The organism is Fumia xinanensis (genome assembly GCF_014384905.1).
Lineage (GTDB): Bacteria > Bacillota > Clostridia > Oscillospirales > Ruminococcaceae > Fumia > Fumia xinanensis.
Genome location: NZ_JACRSV010000003.1, coordinates 305280 through 324360 on the forward strand (window position 1 = coordinate 305280; position 19081 = coordinate 324360).

Annotated in this window: 13 protein-coding genes and 1 tRNA gene; 10 read left to right on the forward strand and 4 right to left on the reverse strand. The window is 49.3% G+C overall.

Annotation, left to right across the window (positions count from 1 at the left end; all coding sequences use genetic code 11):
* The first annotated feature begins 20 nt into the window (after positions 1-20).
* Genes H8710_RS13475 through H8710_RS11115 form a run of 7 tightly spaced genes read left to right on the forward strand, consistent with a single transcriptional unit; the run spans position 21 to position 6731 of the window.
* A complete protein-coding gene (locus tag H8710_RS13475; RefSeq protein WP_249295672.1) occupies positions 21-590 on the forward strand; it encodes an ANTAR domain-containing protein in 570 nt (189 codons plus the stop codon).
* A 22-nt stretch (positions 591-612) separates the two neighbouring features.
* On the forward strand, positions 613-1707 hold the full coding sequence (locus H8710_RS11090; RefSeq protein ID WP_249295674.1) for a carbamoyl phosphate synthase small subunit: 1095 nt from the start codon (positions 613-615) through the stop codon (positions 1705-1707).
* Positions 1708-1743: 36 nt separating this feature from the next.
* A complete protein-coding gene (dapF, locus tag H8710_RS11095) occupies positions 1744-2583 on the forward strand; it encodes a diaminopimelate epimerase (protein WP_249295681.1) in 840 nt (279 codons plus the stop codon).
* A gap of 20 nt (positions 2584-2603) precedes the next feature.
* A complete protein-coding gene (gene pyrG, locus H8710_RS11100; RefSeq protein ID WP_249295683.1) occupies positions 2604-4223 on the forward strand; it encodes a CTP synthase in 1620 nt (539 codons plus the stop codon).
* On the forward strand, positions 4207-4962 hold the full coding sequence (nadE, locus tag H8710_RS11105) for an NAD(+) synthase (RefSeq protein WP_249295685.1): 756 nt from the start codon (positions 4207-4209) through the stop codon (positions 4960-4962). The genes pyrG and nadE overlap by 17 nt, the downstream gene beginning before the upstream one ends.
* 18 nt (positions 4963-4980) lie before the next feature.
* The gene (locus H8710_RS11110) at positions 4981-6162 is read left to right on the forward strand and encodes an LL-diaminopimelate aminotransferase (RefSeq protein WP_249295688.1); all 1182 of its coding nucleotides are present in this window, start codon (positions 4981-4983) and stop codon (positions 6160-6162) included.
* An 8-nt stretch (positions 6163-6170) separates the two neighbouring features.
* Positions 6171-6731: a P-loop nucleotide/nucleoside kinase family protein gene (locus H8710_RS11115; RefSeq protein ID WP_249295690.1), complete on the forward strand. Its 561-nt coding sequence runs from the start codon at positions 6171-6173 to the stop codon at positions 6729-6731.
* 45 nt (positions 6732-6776) lie between these two features.
* Here H8710_RS11115 and H8710_RS11120 read toward each other — a convergent pair whose 3' ends face one another.
* Both H8710_RS11120 and H8710_RS11125 read right to left on the reverse strand, forming a co-directional pair.
* Positions 6777-7676: a tocopherol cyclase family protein gene (locus tag H8710_RS11120; protein ID WP_249295692.1), complete on the reverse strand. Its 900-nt coding sequence runs from the start codon at positions 7674-7676 to the stop codon at positions 6777-6779.
* Positions 7657-9099: an FAD-dependent oxidoreductase gene (locus H8710_RS11125; RefSeq protein ID WP_249295694.1), complete on the reverse strand. Its 1443-nt coding sequence runs from the start codon at positions 9097-9099 to the stop codon at positions 7657-7659. Before H8710_RS11125 ends, H8710_RS11120 begins: the two co-directional genes overlap by 20 nt.
* Positions 9100-9289: 190 nt before the next feature.
* Between H8710_RS11125 and H8710_RS11130 the strand changes: the two genes are divergently transcribed.
* Positions 9290-10549, forward strand: coding sequence for a sn-glycerol-1-phosphate dehydrogenase (locus H8710_RS11130; protein ID WP_249295696.1), 1260 nt, complete (start codon positions 9290-9292; stop codon positions 10547-10549).
* Positions 10550-10638: 89 nt separating this feature from the next.
* Positions 10639-10714: transfer RNA gene (locus H8710_RS11135), tRNA-Met, on the forward strand.
* A 125-nt stretch (positions 10715-10839) separates the two neighbouring features.
* Here the strand turns inward: H8710_RS11135 and H8710_RS11140 are convergent.
* Both H8710_RS11140 and H8710_RS11145 read right to left on the reverse strand, forming a co-directional pair.
* Positions 10840-11646, reverse strand: a complete 807-nt coding sequence (locus H8710_RS11140; protein WP_249295698.1) for a helix-turn-helix domain-containing protein — start codon at positions 11644-11646, stop codon at positions 10840-10842.
* A gap of 34 nt (positions 11647-11680) precedes the next feature.
* Entirely contained in the window at positions 11681-12487 is an 807-nt protein-coding gene (locus H8710_RS11145) for an AraC family transcriptional regulator (protein ID WP_249295700.1), read from the reverse strand.
* Positions 12488-12861: 374 nt separating this feature from the next.
* Between H8710_RS11145 and H8710_RS11150 the strand changes: the two genes are divergently transcribed.
* A partial coding sequence (locus H8710_RS11150; protein WP_249295702.1) for a discoidin domain-containing protein occupies positions 12862-19081 on the forward strand: 6220 nt, incomplete at its 3' end.

The window sequence follows — 19081 nt, forward strand, 5'->3', positions numbered from 1 at the left end:
TAGCGGAGGCGGTGACAGAAGTGGAAAAGGTTCTTATCGTTTCCAGCACCCCCAAAGCGACGGAGCATCTGACAAAAATGCTCCAGATGAACCGGTATTCCCGCATCGTCGCGGCAATGAGCGGAAGCGAGGCACGGCGGATGATGCTGGACGACGGATATGACATCGTCATCATCAACACCCCCCTTCCCGACGAATTCGGGGCAGAACTGGCGGTCAACCTCTCCGAAACCACCTCCTGCGGCGTGTTGATGCTGGTGAAAGTGGACCGGGCGGACGACGTGTTCAGCAAGGTGGAGGATTTTGGGGTTTTCGTGGTGGAAAAGCCCATGAATACAGCCATGTTCTATCAGGCCATAAAGCTGATTTCCGCTTCCCGCAGAAGGATACTGGGACTCAAAAATGAGAATGTCCGCTTACAAAAGAAAATAGAAGAAATAAGATTGGTGGATCGGGCAAAGTGCGCCCTTATTGAGTATTTGGGTATGACAGAAGCCCAAGCTCATCGCCACATCGAAAAACAGGCCATGGATCTGAGAATGACCCGGAGGGAAGTGGCACAGGGGATTTTGCAGACCTATGAAAGCTAAGGGATAGAAAGGAGCGTCTCCAATGGGAAAGACGGTTTATTTGATTCTGGAAAATGGAAGGGTATTTGAGGGCAAACGCTTTGGCCTTTCCGGCGAAGTTACCGGAGAGATCGTCTTTACCACCGGCATGTGCGGATATCTGGAGACTCTCACCGACCCCAGCTATTATGGACAAATCGTGGTGCAGACTTTTCCGCTGATCGGAAACTACGGAGTCATCCCCTCGGATTTTGAAAGCACAAAGGTCAGCATCAAAGCTTATATTGTCAGAGAATGGTGCCAGGAACCCTCCAACTACCGTAGCGAGGGCAGTCTTGACACCTTTTTTAAAGAGCAGGGGATCATCGGCATCTATGGCATCGACACCCGGGAACTGACCAAGGTTATCCGGGAAAGCGGCGTGATGAACGCCCGCATTGCGGACAGCTTGGAAGAAAAAGACAAATGGGTGGAAGCGATCCGTGACTATCGCATTGTCGATGCGGTCAATGCGGTCAGCTGTGAGCAAATTTCCGAGGAGAAAGCGGAAAAGGAACAGTACCGGGTGGTGCTCTGGGATTTCGGGGCCAAGCAGAATATCAAGCGTCAGCTGCTCAGGCGCGGTTGTACTGTCATCACGGTTCCTGGAAAAACAACGGCGGCGGACATTCTTGCGCTGCAGCCCGACGGCGTCATGCTTTCAAACGGCCCAGGGGACCCGGCGGAAAATGTGGGAATTATCAAAGAAATCCAGAAACTCTGTGAAGCGCGGATGCCCATTTTTGGCATTTGCCTTGGGCACCAGCTTTTGGCCCTCTCTCAGGGGGGGAAGACCTTTAAGCTCAAGTACGGCCACAGGGGCGCCAATCAGCCCGTCATCGACCTCAAAACCAGACGGGTGTACATCACAAGCCAAAACCACGGCTATGCTGTATCTGGTAAGAATCTGCCCCCTCATATTCGGATTGCCTTTGAAAATGCCAACGACGGCACCTGCGAGGGAATTTCCTATCGGGATATACCGGCTTTTTCGGTCCAGTTCCACCCGGAGGCGGCGGCTGGCCCTCAGGACACGATGTTCCTGTTTGACCGGTTTTTGCAGCTGATGGACGAAAACTCTTTTCGAAAGGCGCTTTGATACAGGCGGAATACAATAAATGGAAGGATTTTTGCGATGAAACGGTCTTTTGTGAAAATGCAGGGCTGCGGCAACGATTATATTTACTTCGATTGTCTGGAAGAGGAGCTGCCCCAGCCGGAAAAATGGAGCCGGAAGCTTTCCGACCGGCACTTCGGTATCGGCGGGGACGGGATTGTCCTCATCTGCCCGTCGGAAACGGCGGATGCCAAAATGCGGATGTTCAACGCCGACGGCAGCGAAGGAAAAATGTGCGGAAACGCCATCCGATGCGTGGGAAAATACCTGTATGAGAGCGGTGCGGTGCCAAAAAAGGACATGTGGATCGAGACTCTGAGCGGAATCAAGCGGCTGATTCTCACAACATCGGGCAGCCAGGTGCTTTCGGTCACGGTGGATATGGGCTCCCCCATATTAGGAGCCAGTGAGATTCCCACCCTTTTCAACCTGGACACGGTCCTCGACCATCCGCTCAAAGTAAACGGTCAAGAGTATCGTGTCACCTGTGTTTCCATGGGCAACCCCCACTGCGTCGTGTTTTTAAATGAGGTGGAAAGCCTTCCCATCGTAACAATTGGCCCCCAATTTGAAAATCATTCCATGTTCCCCGAGCGGATTAATACAGAGTTCATCCATGTCATCCGACGCAATGAGCTGCGGATGCGGGTCTGGGAACGGGGCAGCGGAGAAACCTGGGCCTGCGGGACGGGGGCCTGTGCCGCAGTGGTGGCGGCAGTGCTGAACGGTTATTGTGACGAAGGGGCCGATGTAACCGTTCATTTGAACGGCGGGGATTTGATTATCCGCGACGTGGGCGAGACCGTCTGGATGACCGGCGCCGCCGTCAAGGTGTTTGAGGGAACCGTTGAACTTTGAGCTGGAAAGGATGCAAGCATATGGACAAGAAATATATTTTTGTGACCGGCGGCGTTGTTTCCGGTTTGGGAAAAGGGATTACGGCAGCCTCTTTGGGGCGGCTTTTAAAAGCGAGAGGGCTTAAAGTGGCGGCTCAGAAGCTGGACCCTTACATCAACGTGGACCCCGGCACCATGAGCCCTTATCAGCATGGCGAGGTATTTGTCACTGAGGATGGGGCGGAGACCGACCTCGACTTGGGCCATTACGAGCGGTTCATCGATGAGGATTTAAACCAGTTTTCCAACCTGACTACCGGCAAGGTTTACTGGAACGTCCTTCAGAAGGAGCGAAACGGGGAATACCTGGGGGAAACGGTGCAGGTCATCCCCCACATCACCAATGAAATCAAGGCGTTTATCTACACGGTCGGCAAGCAGACCGACGCCGATGTGATTCTCACCGAAATCGGCGGCACCACCGGAGACATCGAGAGCCAGCCCTTTTTGGAGGCCATCCGGCAGGTATCCCACGAGGTGGGAAAACAAAACTGCCTTTTTATCCACGTGACGTTGGTCCCCTACATCAAAAGTTCCGGAGAGCACAAGTCAAAACCCACCCAGCACTCGGTCAAAGAGCTTCAGAGCTTCGGCATTATGCCGGACATCATTGTCACCCGCAGCGACGAGCCTATTTCTCAGAGTATCCGGCAGAAAATCGCCCTGTTCTGCAACGTAAAGCCCGACTGTGTTATCGAAAATGTGACATTACCGGTGCTTTACCAGGCTCCCATCATGCTCGAGTCAAACGGATTGGCGCAGGTGGTCTGCCGGGAGCTGGGCATCTCGGTCCGCGACTTCGATTTAAGCGAGTGGTCGGAGATGCTCCGACGTATCGAACATTGTACAAAGCCGGTAAAAATCGCGCTGGTGGGAAAATACGTCCAGCTTCACGACGCCTATCTTTCGGTGGCGGAAGCCCTCTGCCACGGCGGGTACGAAAATAAAGCCAAGGTGTGTATCGACTGGGTGGACTCCGAAAAACTGAATCGCCAGAATGCGGTGGAAATCCTCCAAGCGTACGACGGTGTCATCGTACCCGGCGGATTCGGCGACCGGGGCATCGAGGGGATGATCGCGGCGGCGGAGGCGGCCCGGCTTCACAAAATCCCTTACTTTGGAATCTGCCTCGGTATGCAGATCGCCGTCATTGAGTACGCCCGCCACGTTTTGGGTTATGAGGACGCCAATTCTTCCGAGTTTGCGGAAGGACCTCATTCGGTCATCGATCTGATGCCGGATCAGCAGGGAAATCTCCCCAAGGGCGGTACCATGCGGCTGGGTGCCTATCCCTGCGTCATCCAAGCGGAAACCAAGCTGAATGAGGCCTACGGGCAACAAGAAATTTTTGAACGCCATCGCCATCGGTATGAATTTAACAACATTTTCCGGGAAGAATTGATAGAAAACGGCCTCACCGTGGCGGGAACTTCCCCGGACGGGCGGCTTGTGGAAGCGGTGGAAGTAAAGGAGCATCCCTTTTTTGTGGGCGTCCAGTTCCACCCTGAATTTAAAAGCCGTCCCAACAGGGCACATCCCCTGTTCCGGGAGTTTATCAAAGCGGCACTGAAAAGGAGCGAACAGGATGGGGAGAAACTATGAGCGGGAATTAAAAGACCGGGTGTCGTTTATCAAGGAACAGCTCTATCAATCGGGAGCCAAAGGCGTCATTTACGGAAACAGCGGGGGTAAGGACAGCGCCTTGGTGGGTATCCTCTGCCGGAAGGCCACTGAACAGGTTTTGGGTGTCATGATGCCATGCCAGTCAAAGCGAAATTTTGGAGAGGACATGGAGGACGGGCAGGCTGTTGCCCGCCAGTTCGGCATCGAGACAGTGACGGTGGATTTGACCGCGGTGAAAGAAATTTTCGTCGAGGCGGTTTCCAAAGTGGATTGTATTACAGATGGGGCCTCGGCCAACATCGCCCCCCGGCTTCGGATGACAACTTTATACACTTTGGCGCACACGAAGGGCTATTTGGTGGCGGGAACCGGCAACCGCAGTGAGGAATACGTGGGGTATTTTACCAAATGGGGGGACGGAGCCTATGATTTTAACCCCATCGCCGACCTGACGGTGACGGAAATCTACGAATTCCTGGATTATCTGGAAGCGCCTGAAAACATCCGCAGAAAGGCGCCCTCCGCCGGCCTTTACGACGGGCAGACCGACGAAAAAGAGATGGGAATCACCTACAAGGATCTGGACGGATATCTGCTGGAAGGGAAAGGCGACCCACAAACCATTGAGAAAATTGAGGCCATTCACCGCAAGGTCACCCACAAATACTTTGCCCCCGCTGTTTTTTACGACACGGGGAAACGGCCCAATCAGAAATAGACCGAGGAGAATCCTGTTATGAAAATCAACGAAAACTATCTAAAGCTGGAAGAAAGCTATCTGTTTTCCACCATTGCCCATAAAGTCGCCGCCTATCAAAAGGCGAATCCCCAGAAAAAAATCATCCGCATGGGCATTGGCGACGTGACGCTGCCCCTATGTCCTGCCGTTGTCACTGCCATGCGGGACGCGGCGGCGGAAATGGGGCGGAAAGAATCCTTCCACGGCTACGGGCCGGAGCAGGGCTATCCTTTTTTAAAGGAAGCGGTACAGCACTACTATTTCAGCCGGAACATCAAACTGGATGAACATGAAATTTTCATCAGCGACGGAGCCAAAAGCGATGTGGGGAATATCCTGGACATTCTGTCCGCCGACAACACGGTGCTGATCCCCAATCCGGTATATCCCGTCTATGTGGATACAAACCTCATGGCGGGGCGAAAAATCGTTTACATGGACGCCAACCGGGAAAACGGCTTTCTCCCCCTGCCGGATGATAGGGTGGAGGCGGATATTATCTACCTTTGCTCCCCAAACAATCCGACGGGGGCCGTATACAGCAAAGAACAGCTGCAAAAGTGGGTAGATTACGCCCTATCCCGGAACGCCCTTATCCTCTTTGACGCGGCCTACGAGGCGTTTGTCAAAGACTCCGCGCTCCCCCGCAGTATCTATGAAATCGATGGGGCGAAGCGCTGCGCCATTGAATTTTGCTCCCTGTCCAAAACAGCGGGCTTTACCGGAACCCGATGCGGTTACACCATCGTGCCTGAGGCATTAGAGTTTGACGGAGTGAAGCTCAACAAACTTTGGCTTCGACGCCAAACCACCAAGTTCAACGGAGTGCCCTACGTCATCCAGAGGGCGGCGGCTGCGGCCTTTTCGGAAGTCGGACAGAAGCAGATCAGGGAAAACCTCCAGTATTACGCCGATAACGCGAGAATCATGACGGGCGCTATGAAGGAAACTGGGCTTTGGTTTACCGGCGGAGAAAACTCCCCCTACATTTGGATGCAGTGCCCAAATGGGATGGGGTCCTGGGAGTTTTTTGACCTGCTTTTAAATGAGCTGAATGTGGTGGGCACGCCGGGAGAGGGCTTCGGTGAAAACGGAAAAGGCTATTTCCGTCTCACCGCCTTCGGGGACCGGCAGGACACCGCCGAAGCGATGAACCGGCTCACAGACTATCTCAAATAGGAGGGTGTATGAAGCACTTTATCCTGATTACTTCCCCACCCGCCAGCGGCAAGACCTTTGTGGCAAAACAGCTGGCCAAAATGCTCGGAGAGTGCGTCTATTTGGACAAAGACGCCCTCATTCCCCTGTCAAAGCAAATCTTCCAGGTTGCCCGGCAGCCCTTTGACCGGAGCTCAGATTTTTTTGAAGAGCATGTCCGAAACTACGAGTATCTCGCCGTCATGGACGTGGCGTTTGAGGCGCTGGAGTTTTCCCGCTTTGTGCTCATCAACGCCCCTTTCACCCGGGAACTGAGGGATGAGCAATATCTGATGAATCTCCGGAAAAAATTAGACGGTATGGACGCAAAGCTGTCAGTACTTTGGGTGCATACCGATATCGAGGTGTGCCGGCAGCGGATGATTGCCCGAAACTCCGAGCGGGACACCTGGAAGCTCAGCCACTGGGAGGAATATGTGGCGGCGGTGAATTTTGCCCCGCCGCCGCTAACGGGCCTTTGCATCATCGACAATTCCACAGAGAACTCCTATCAGAAACCTTTGAAAGATTTTATCGATACGCTAAAATAGCTGAATAACGAAAAAACCGTCGGCATTAACCGGCGGTTTTTTCGTTTATTCAGAGTTTTTTTCCTCTGTGACGAATTCGAATCCGGTTTGTGTGCTCACTTCGTCCAGCAGCAGCCGGCCGGATTCGTAAAACCGGAATCTCGCCCTACAGGAGGGACTTTCGTGGATGGTGCCGGACATTTTTCCCTGTTGGGGAGAAAAAAGAGGGTGGGCGCTCTGGGAAAAAACGTCGATACGCAGCAGGTGTTTTCCCTGTTTCAGCGTGACGCCGTGAGAGCCGCACCGGAGGATTTTCACGCCGGTATAGGTGGCCATCCGGTACTCCCTCCCATTTAAATACACCATGCCGATGCACCCATAAAAATGAAACCCCAGAAACGGAATATCCGCTACCGACACCATAATGGAAGCGGCGGCGTTTAGAAAATGGTTGGAGTGGACCCACAGGTACTCTTTTGGAAAGGAACTTCCCCAGTCCTTTTCGATATAGCCGGTGCCGCCCAAAAAATCCAGAGTCCTGCCGTTAATTTGGATGATTCCCTGAAGGGAATGGCGCAGGCTGACGACCCCGTGGTTACACTGCATAAAGGGAAGGACGGAAAATGGCCCCATCGCCGGATAAGCAGGCGTTGTAAATTCCCCGAACCGGATCGTCCCTTGGATTTTCACTTTGTTGTTTCCGAGTTCCAGGTGAATCCCTTTGGAGCCGAAAATATTGTCCCCAATTTTGCAGAAACGGTGCTTTTGTGGAAAAACACACCGGCTCATGGGAAAATAAAAGCAGCAGGAGCCGGTGTCTGTGATCGCCTGCACAAAGGCCGACTCACTTCCATCCTCGTCGGTACTGGTGCCGGGAATCAAAGCTAAAGTTTGAGCGCCGTTTTGCAGTTTGAAGTACCAGCCCTCAAAAAACGGGGCTTTGCCGTTACCGTGAAAGTTTGTCAAGCTTGATTCCCTCCTCCGCCGGATTCCCGATGAGGTTTCCGTGATAATCGAAACGGGAGCCGTGACAGGGGCAATCCCAGGTGAGTTCGTCGGCGTTCCAACTCAGTTCGCAGCCCAGATGGGGACATTTTGCCGAGACCAGAAAAACTTCTCCCTTGTCATTTTTATACGCTCCAACCCGTTTCCCTTGATAGCGGATGACGCCCGCGCCGCCGTTGGGGATGGAAGAAAGCTCCCGCAAAGGCCTGTGGAAGTAGCCTTTGGAAAGTCCCACCGCCGATTCCTTTGCGTGGGAGCTGAGCTCCGCCATGGACAGTTTGGGGTGAAAGCGGTGAGGGGAAAAAGCTTTGGCGTACTCGTTGTGTTTCCCCATAATGCGGTCTGTGAGGATCTGCGCCGCCGCCATAGAACTGGTCATTCCCCATTTGTTGTAGCCGGTGGCCACCAGCAGGTTCGGCGTAGAGCGGGAATAGGCGCCGATATAGGGAATCCCATCCAGGCTCATACAGTCCTGGGCCGACCACTGGGCGGCAATACTGCTCTCGGGGTAAAATTTTGCCGCCGCTTCCTCCAAATGGCGGTAACAGTTCCCCGGATGTTTTCCGGCGCGGTGCCCCTGGCCTCCCAGCAATAGGAGATCCTCGTGATTGCGGAAGGAATACCCGCTGGAGTTCGCGTCGATGTACATGCCGTCCAGGGTTGCCGCGTGCCGAAGCGCCAGAACATAAGACCGCTGTTGGTACAGCCGCAGAAAATACCATCCCGGGAAATTGACAAAAGGGTAATGGGCGGCCATCACAACGTAGTCGGCGGAAACGGTGCCTTTTTCGGTGCTCACCCGCCTTTCTTCGACGGACCGTATTTTTGTTTGCTCAAATATCGTCAGTTTTTTTGCCAGCGGTTCGATAAATTTCAGCGGGTGGAACTGAGCCTGTCCCTCGAACCGGACAGCACCTTTCACTGCAAAAGGAAGGGTGACTTCTGAAACGGCGGAGGCAGGGAGGCCTAATTTTTGCGCCGCCAGGGCTTCCTTTACGATTTGTTCCTCGCTCTCCAGAGAATAGACATAATGAGGCAGCTCTTTGTAGTCGCAGTCGATTTTGAACTGCTCGATCATCGAGCGATACTGTCCGATGGCCTGCTGATTGGCCCGGGCGTACATCTCAGCGTGTTCTTTGCCGGCACCTTTTATGAGCTTTTCATAAATCAGCCCGTGTTGAGAGGTGATTTTTGCAGTGGTATTCTGAGTAATTCCGCCTGCAATTCGTTCACCATCGATGAGAATGACGTCTGCGTTTTGCTGAGAGAGCACAAACGCGGTCAATATACCAGTCATACCCCCACCGATGACGATTACATCTGCTTTATCCGGCAGAGGCTTTGGCTCACCGCACTCCAAGTCCATTTTCCAAATCGATTCCATAAATATTTCCTCATTCCTTTATACAATACCATTCTAGTTTTCCTCAAAAGGCGCGATTTAATAGAAAGGTTTCCAAAAAAGTAAAAAAATTATCTGCGCCCCTAAATTTTTTATTGACAGTTTATTTTATTGTGATATATTCAAATAGTAATTAAAATAATTTATATTATCGTATTTTAAGGTGATCAATATGGAATTCACACAGCTGGAAAAACACAATTGTATCTGTCAGAAACAACATCATATGGATACCCAAAAAATCGTAGTCGAACCCGATTGCCTTCAGAACTTGCGGAAATATGCGGAAGAGATAGGGCTTTCAGGGCCGATGGTTGCTGTTTATGATGAAAATACTTATGAGGCCGTAAAGAACTGTCGCCCAGATTCGGAATATAAGATTGTGCTTTGTGCCCAAGACCTTCATCCCGATGAGAAAGCCGTCAAAACACTAACTAAATTTTTGCAGCATCATCTCGATGTACGAGTAATGGCGGCTGTGGGAAGCGGAACGATTCATGATCTTGTCCGATATGTTTCCTATCAAAGAGGAATTCCCTTTGTGTCTTGTCCAACGGCCGCGTCTGTGGACGGATTTTGCAGCTGTGCAGCTGTCATGACCTTTCAAGGGAAAAAGACTACTTTTCCCGCTAAGGCACCTGTGTTGGTTGTGGCGGACCTCAACGTCATACGGGACGCGCCCATGCGGTACACTTTGTCCGGCGTGGGTGACATGCTGGGAAAATACATCAGTCTGGCGGATTGGAAAATAGCCCACTTGCTTACGAATGAATATTTCTGTCCCTATCTCTACAGCCTTACTTGGCAGGCTCTGGAGCGCGTCCGCAATAGCTGTTTACAGCTGCGTACCGGTTCCCTCAATGCTTTTAGGGACTTGACGGAAGGGTTGCTCCTGTCGGGGCTTTCCATCCAAATGTGTGGAAATACCAGACCGGCTTCCGGCGCGGAGCATCACATTTCCCATGCCTTAGAAATGGGAATTCCCGTATACAGCGACGCAATGCACGGTGAAAAAGTAGCGGTGGGGACCTGCCTTTGCGCAGAAGTTTACCGTTCGATTGCCAAAATTGAGGATATTTCGCCTTTGGTATTGCCATACACGCCGATATCAGGATGCTTCCTAAAAAATATTTCGCCTGAATTGCAGGAATTTATTTTACAGGAAAATGTCGACGATTGCTTGGCGGCGGTCGATCCTTTAAAGCTCACAAGCCGTTGGAGCCAATGCCGAGAGATACTCTTCTCTATTCCCGATTCCCAACAGCTCCTAATTCTGCTTCAACAATTAGGATGTGTAGACTCTTTAAAAAGTATCGGCGTCTCCGAAGACTTGGCTGAAGAATTGATTCAGCTTTCTCCCTGTGTGCGCAATCGCCTTACTTTTATGCGGGTTCTTCGAATGATTATGGTTCCGTCAAAAATAAAAATATAAAGTTTCCATTATTTACTGGCACATTTTGTCTTGACAAATGCTCTTCAATGTGGTATTATACTATTTGTCACCGATTGTGGCACAAATATCGCGGAGTGGAGCAGCTGGTAGCTCGTCGGGCTCATAACCCGAAGGTCGTAGGTTCAAGTCCTGCCTCCGCAACCATCGAGACCTGTAAACAAAAGTTTACAGGTCTTTTTTTATTGTAAAAATTGTGTGGATTTTTTCGTTAAAATAAGCCAGCCTGAAAAGTTTTATCAGGCTGGCTTTGCAGTTTAATTCACTATAAGCTATCTGTGGCGGAATTCTTTGGGGCTAACACCTGTTTTAGCACGAAAAACGTTGGAAAAATAATGCTCATCGGAAAAACCGACTTGATAAGCGATTTCTTTGATTTTTAGGGAGGTGTTTTTTAAGTACAATTTAGCTGTCTCTATCTTCAAGTTGGATGCGTAGTCATAGGGGGTACACTGGAATGCTTTTTTAAAAATCCGTATGGTTTGGGACGGTGAACGATAAATCAATGCTGACAATTCATGAATGCTGATATTGCAATTTACATTGCGGTCAATATGATTCTTCAATGCCCTCGCTTCATCCGATACTTCGGACTGGTTTTTTCGTACATGGATTGCAATTCTCTGAATGATTTCGTAGAAATAAAGCGTAAGGCGTAAATTGCTTTCACTGGGGCTCAGATCTTTATTTGAGGCGGTGTCAAATACCCTTTTAAAAATCCCTGATAAATTCAGGTTTTGAATTACATATTCATTTTCGATACCATATAGTTTCAAAAGCTCGTTTGATAGAACACCTCGTACATCTATCCACATCCTCACCCACGGATCGTTTTGGTCTGCCCGGCAGGAGTAATCCGAAAAAAGAGGAAAGATACAAATATCCCCTTTAGATGGATAAAATGTATGCCCATTGATTTCCATTTTTCCTCTGCCCTGCACAATATATTCAATGCAGCAGCTCCAAAAGCATTTTCTTGTCACTACGACGTTTTTGTCCCAATAAGCAGTTCCGACCATGGGAATGTATAGCGGCTGCTCTGTTTCAGCAGGCGGCAAATTGATTATATCTTCTCTCACGATTCAGCAAACCTCCCTCCGGCAGGATTAGCAGCTACATATTACGGAAATTTTTAGGACTCATCCCAGTTTTGCTTCGAAATACATTAGAAAAATAGTGCTCATCTGAAAAATTCAGTCGATATGCGATTTCCTTGATTTGCAGTGATGTATTTTTCAAAAAAAGCTTTGCCGCTTCAACCTTTAAATTTAAAGCATAGTCATAAGGGGTACAGCTAAAGGCTTTTTTGAAAATTCGAATCGTTTGTGAGGGGGAGCGATAAATAAGAGCAGATAGTTCCTTGATGCTCACATTGCTTTCAATATTTCGATCCAAATAGGTCTTGAGGGCTTTGGCTTCATTAGAAATTTCATTGCGGTCTTTATGTACGCGTGATGCTATTTTCTGGACAATGTCATGAAAAATCAACGCGGTTTGCTGATTGATATAAACCGGATCTAATTTTTTATTCCCGGCCATATCAAAAATTTCTTTAAATTGTGGATACAGGTTTAGCTGTTTGATTAGGTAGACGCTTTCAATATCGTAAATACGAAGCAATTCATAGGGAAGGATCCCTCTTGTGTCAATCCATATTTTTTCCCAAGGGTCGTCCGGATCCGCATAATATACATGATCAGAAAGCAGCGGAAGAATATAGATGTCTCCTTGAGACGGATGAAACGTGTTTCCGCCGATTTCAAGTGTACCGGTACCTTTTAAAATATATTCAATACAACAGGTATAAGAGCATTTGCGGGATATTTTATAACTGCCGTCACAGTAAGAAATTCCCACCACTGGGATATAAAAGGGCTGATCGGAATCCATAGGCGGCAGACTGATGATATCTTCTCTCATGACCTTTCCCCCTTGTTTCGGACAAGTTTTAATTACATTTATTATAGCAAAAGGAGGAAAACATGTAAACTAAATAAAAATTATATAAATATAGTTAAAATTTATTATAATATATCTGTTCTTAGTATTTTTATTTTGTGTATTAAATATCCTTATTTTTAGTAAATATAAAACTATAAAATTAAAATAAACCACTTTTTTCAATGGAAGTAATCGAATAAAGTATAACTATACCATACAAGAAAATCAGCATTTTGATGAGAAAATTGACTAAAATACAGGAAGGAGATTTTGTTTTAGGCTGTGTGTTCATTATAGGAGAGATGTAACGGACAGTTAACAGTAGAATGGAAAGTTTTTTGAGGAGGAGCATTATGAACCAAAAGAGATGGAAAAAACGGCTCAGGACATGTCTATGTTCCATATTGTCTATGGCCTGTGTATTGAGCAGTATACCTGTCAGCGCTGCTTCCGGTGGCGATGCGTTGGTGGAATACACAAATATTGCGTTGGGATGTACGTACCAAAGCTCTGCTGAACCGAACCCGTCTTACAGCGACAACGGCGGGGAACTCACGGACGGAGATTACGGAAGCGCGACCCTTTGGGATGGACGCTGGGTAGGCTTTTCCGGCTATGAGACAGTCGACATTACCATTGATTTGGGAAGCCGGCAAGTGTTTCAGGGCGTGGAAGCGGTTTTTTTAAACGACGTTGCAGGGGGCGGAGTCAATTATCCCCAGCCGTTTACCTTTTCCTGTTCTGATGACGGTCAGGAATTTAGCGAGTTTCATATGGGAAGAATCCCTTCTGACGCTCCAGAAAACAGCACATACACCTATACATATAAGGGGGCTGCAAATCTGGAAGCGCAGTATGTCCGTTTGAGTTTTCCGGCCAGCAGCTGGGTTTTCATCGGAGAAATCCGTGTATTGCAGGGAAAACAAATCGCTTTGCCGGAGTATAACATTGCGCAAGGGGCCAGTTATGTCTCTGATCCACAGCCTCACAGCAGTTTTCCCGATAATGGCGGAGAACTGACCGACGGTATTTCTCCCCCCGCTGACAGTTATGATGGAGGCTGGGTAGGGTATTCCGGTATCGATGGAGATGTCAATATTACCGTCGATTTAGGCTCTGTTCAGGAATTTCGCGGCGTGGAGGCTCTCTTTTTAAGAGATGTTCCGGGCGGTGGTATCGGGTATCCGGATACAGTTTCCTTTTCCTATTCTACAGATGGAAGTCGGTTTACCCAGTATGCTTCGGGACAAAAGCCCTCTGAAACACCCGGCAGGGGCCTTTTTAACTTCACTCATATTTCATCCAACGCAGTGGAAGCCCAATATGTCCGTCTCACATTTCCGGGGAAGTACTGGGTGCTGGTAGGTGAAATTCGGGTTTTATCCGATGAGCCTAAGGCCGTAGGACCCCAGAAGCCCAGTGTCGTTGAAAACTTTTCCGACACCATGTCGGCGGCAGAAGGCGACACGGTTACCTTAAGTGTTGAGGCTTCTGTTTCCGATGGCGGCACCCTTTCCTATCAGTGGTACAAAGACCAAACGCCAATCGGTACAGACGAAAACAGCCTTGTGATTGACAGCGCGGCAGTATCGGATAGCGGGGCCTATTACGTAGAGGTTACAAATACCTTGGATGGTAAAACCACTGAAGCAAGGAGCAAGATTTGTCAGCTCAACGTGATAAAACAAGGCGCCATTGCCGAAAAGCCGGTCATTGCCGTTGATTTAGACGCTGTGAGACAGGTACAGGAAAAAGAAAATGTCACTCTGTCTGTGGAGGCCGCCGTTTCCGATGGCGGAACGCTGTCTTATCAGTGGTATAAAGATGGTTCCGCAGTTGGAACAAACAGCGATACTTTTTCCATTGTTTCTGCATCCGCTTCTGACAGCGGCAGATATAAAGTAGTTGTTACAAACAACAAGGACGGCGCGGTAAACTCGATAGAAAGCACTGTCTGTGTATTGACGGTTCAAGTAAAAGAAAATAAAAATATATTGTCCGGCCTTGCCTATCGTACGTCCTGGTCGGATGATACCGCTGTCGAAAACGGTGCCTATATCCATGATGGATTTCCTGATCAGGCTCGTAAGAAGCTGACCGATGGCCAAAAGAACAGCGATTGGGGAGCCGGCAGCAATGTAGGCTACCACATTGCCGAAAAACCCATCGATATTACTTTTACTTTTGATGAAGATAAAAGTTTCCGGGAAATTCAGCTCGGTTCGTTCAATGATGCAGGACCTTCGATTTTCGCCCCCTACCAGATGAAAATTCAGGCTGAAATCGCTGGGGAGTGGGTCACCATTTTTGAAGGGGAAACTACCTCAAGTGATTCCCGGGCCAATCTGGTATTTGCCGTTTTAGATGATCAGCCCATTACTGCCGCTGGTTTGCGTTTTGAGCTGCAGGGCAAGGGAGCTTGGATGTTCCTGGACGAAATTGAAGCACTGGAACTAACCAGTGGCGATACTCCTACCGGTTATTTAGAAGAGGGAGCCGAACCGGTCAACAACAATTTGGCGTTAGGTGTTTCTTACGAAACCTCTTCTCCAGCTCATGAGAATTACCCAGACACCAATGGCACCGAACTGACTGACGGAAAGATCGCCAATTCCAGCTTTTATAGTGGAGCATGGTCAGCATACGTCAACGTTGGGCAGGTGTCGATGACCTTTGACTTGGGTGCGGCAAAAACCTTTGAGGAAGTGCGGTTGAATACTCTTCAGCATATTGGAGCGGCAATTTGGCTGCCCACCGCTGTATATGTCTACACATCAAATGATAAGGAGAACTGGAAACTGGTCTCTACCGATGGAGTCGGAGCCAGTACCACAGAAAATTTTGTCTACAACTATAAAACTACCATGTACAAACCAGAGACAGCCCGATATGTCAAAGTAACAGTAGATCCCAACGGCTGGTTCTTTGTGGATGAAGTGGAAATCCTCGCAAAGTCTCTGGATAATCCCGATGAGGCGAACAACAACATTGCGATTCGCAAACCCTATACCTCTGACCCAGTTGCGGATGAAGCGCATCCGGACAGCTCTGTCTTGACAAAACTGACCGATGGACGAAGTGGACCGCTGGACGCCTCCAATTCTGCTTGGGTCGGCTATAAAAAAGCCTCTAGAAATACTGAAATTACTATCAACTTAGGCTCTATTACAGCTTTTCAGCAGGTGGATATTCGTTTCTTGAACGATAAAAGCAGTGGTGTTTATCTGCCTTCCGACGTGGCAGTATCCTGTTCTGCTGACGGTTCTTCCTGGAAAGAACTGGGTTCTGAAAACCTGCCGGCCATTGATTCTGACGCGCCTATGACCTACAATTTTCAGTATGCGTTTGAGCAGGCTGAGGCACAATATGTAAAAGTATCCTTCCCGGCAGATCAGAAAGTGCTGCTGGACGAAATTCAGATTCTTAAAAATCGGACTGTCTTCCCGGAACGGAAACCGGATGAACTTTATCAGGACACCAACAACCTTGCACTGAATCAGCCCTATGTCACTTCGTGGGGATCCAACAGTACATATCCTGATTCCGGAAATGAACTGACAAACGGTACCCGTGGCTCCTATCTTTATAAAGACGACCAGTGGTCTGGATATGACACCTGTGATGGAGAGAATTTTTCCGTAATAGTGGACTTGGGTAAGGAAAAAACCTTTGAACAGGTGCAGGTCGGTATGCTGAAATCCACCAGCCGTATGCTGAGCATCAAATACCCCACCGGCGTAAAGGTTGAGTATTCTGCCGACAACGCCAGCTGGAAAACGTTTTCTGATGAAAAAGTTTCGTCCGGCGGCGAGGGCGTTAAACGGTTGAACCTGGTGGAAAATGCGGCAACCGGCCGCTACGTCCGCGTCACCTTTGAGCAGGACGGCCTTCTAATGCTGGATGAAATTTCAGTATATGAAAAACAAATTCCCGGCGGCGATTATGAGAACAATGCGGATGCAGGACCCGCCTATAATTTGGTTCGCGGCCGGCAGTATAGCGCATCCCGTTTTGCGGATTACCGCAGTACTCCTGGTCTGCTGACCGACGGCCTGTACGGCGAAAACGGCACCAAATACGATAAGAACTGGACTGGATTTCTCCGCTATAACGACAACGATTCCTTTAATCACTTAGAAATCGTTTTCGATATGGGTACCTCTAACTCCATCAGTGAAATTGTCCTCAGCACACGGAGCGATCCGGCAAACAATCTGACACCTCCAGAGAATCTTTGTTTCTGGGCCTCCCAAAACGGTAAGGATTGGACTAAAATCGTTGATGTAGCTGCTCCAGAACTGACCGGCTCCCCACAAAAGCTGGAAATGACCTGGAATGCCGAAAGAGATGGCTTTAGATCCAGCGTCCAAGGCGCTGAAACCGCTTATACCCGTTATGTCAAGATGACATTCGACGCTCCTTCCCAAAACGGGGTTTACGCTTATTTGGATGAAATCAAGGTAATCGGAAAGAAGGGAAAATGCTCTAATGCCGGCGAAGTAATGGATGAAGCGGGTTTTTATAATGTTGCTTTGGGCAAACCCTATACCATGAATCCCGTCCAGGAGTCTCCAGAACCGGATATCGGCGGAAAACAGATGACAGACGGCATTATGGGCACTGTAGATGTTTGTGACCCGGCATGGGTATCTTTTATGCAAAACTACAGACTGGTTGAAAATAATGCGTCCACTAAAGCATCTTTGCAGTCCGTAATAATCGATTTACAGGGGACTAAATCCGTTACCAGTGTGCGGACGCACCTGCTTGCTAAAGAGTTTTCTTACCAGCCCTGGGCTGTATATACCTATGCGTCTATGGACGGCAAAACATGGGTGCCCCTTTCCAGGACCTGGAACGTAGACATGTGGGCTGGCGGAAACTATCAATATGGCTGGCGCTGCAAGGCGGAAAAGGGCACTCCTACTGATTTAGTAGACGACTCTGTGCAGGCTGTTGCCGCAAATTACATCCGTCTGGACGTAGAAATGCTCCACACCAATATGATGGATGAAATTGAAGTATTCGGCTACGACGGTATCATTGAAAGCGCAGTGCCGGCGGACAACGGCCGAGACCTGGACAACGGCCGCGATTACCAAAAACCGGGCGAGGACACAGCATATATCGAAGATATGGTGTTGTGCTACAACGGCTGGTATGGTTTCGACGACGAAAGCGGAAAACATAACGGCGATTGGGATGCACAGAAATACCGTCCCTATCTCACCTATTTGGATACCAACGGCAAAGCACAGGACAAAATGTTCGATGCAGTGTGCCTGCTGGCGCTGACCTCACGTTACGGCAGGGCCTATAACGCAGATGTCGCAGAAAGTCCTGAGCCACCTCAGTTTGAAGACTGGGAATGGTATCTCGACAAGACCTTTAAGGAAGGCGGCGATGTAGACGAGCTGAACAAAGCGGCTGAAATCGCGGCCAAAGAGCTGGGAGACCCCAATTATAAAGTCAAACTGGTGGTCATGTCTCCGGGTATTGACCGGCGCAACCATAAATTTGGACCAATCGACGGAAAATATTATGACATGGATATGCCCGATTACTACAATCCGGATGTAAAAGCGGAATGGCAGGATTGCTGTGATTGGTGGTATGATCAGGTGCTGACACGCTTTGCGGAAGGTAACTATGAATACGTGGATTTTGTCGGCTTCTACTGGCTGAGCGAACAGGTGGGCTTTACCCCTGCCCAAGTCCTCTATAACACCCGCAAAGTACATGAGCTTGGCTATAAGATGTTCTGGATTCCCTTCAACTATGCAAATGGATATATGTGGGGAAGAGACGTGGGGTTTGACGCAATTGCCTACCAGCCCAACCACTTCTTCGGAGAGCCGCTGGAAGATGGCAGTACCTCAGAAGTGGGCAACGGATACATCGATAACGTGGCATACCATGCGAATTATGGGCAGATTGGCCTGGAACTGGAATTTGATGGAAGAGCATTTGAAGATCCCTTCCGATATAATCAGTTCCTCGACTATTTAAATGGCGCTGTGAAAAATGGAATGGATGGGGACGGTTCTTACCGAAACTGGTATCAGGCCGTCAGCGCTATGGGAGTTGCCGCAGCTTCGGAGGATGCGCAGGTGCGCGCTCTATATGATTATTCTTACCAGCTGATGCAGGGCACCTATACTCCCAAACCCCACATTCGAGATTTTTCCGGGGAAAAGATTAAAAACGAAGTCGGTACAGGTACTTCTGACGGCTCTATCGGCGGCGGTTCTGGCTCCGGCGGAGGCGGAAGTGTCACCCCGAAACCCGACGATAAACCGGATCCCGAAACTCCTCCCATCGGCGACGAAAAATACACCTGGGAAGAGACCGACGATGGCTACAAGCTGAAAGACGCTGACGGCGAGTATGTCACCGGCTGGGCCAAAGTGTCCGGCAAGTGGTATTACCTGGGCACAGACGGCATCCGGGCTACCGGTTGGCAGAAAGTCGATAACAAGTGGTACTATCTGAAATCCGACGGCGTGATGGCGACAGGCTGGCTCAAACTGGGCAACACCTGGTACTTCCTGAACGCAGGCGGCGTGATGCAGA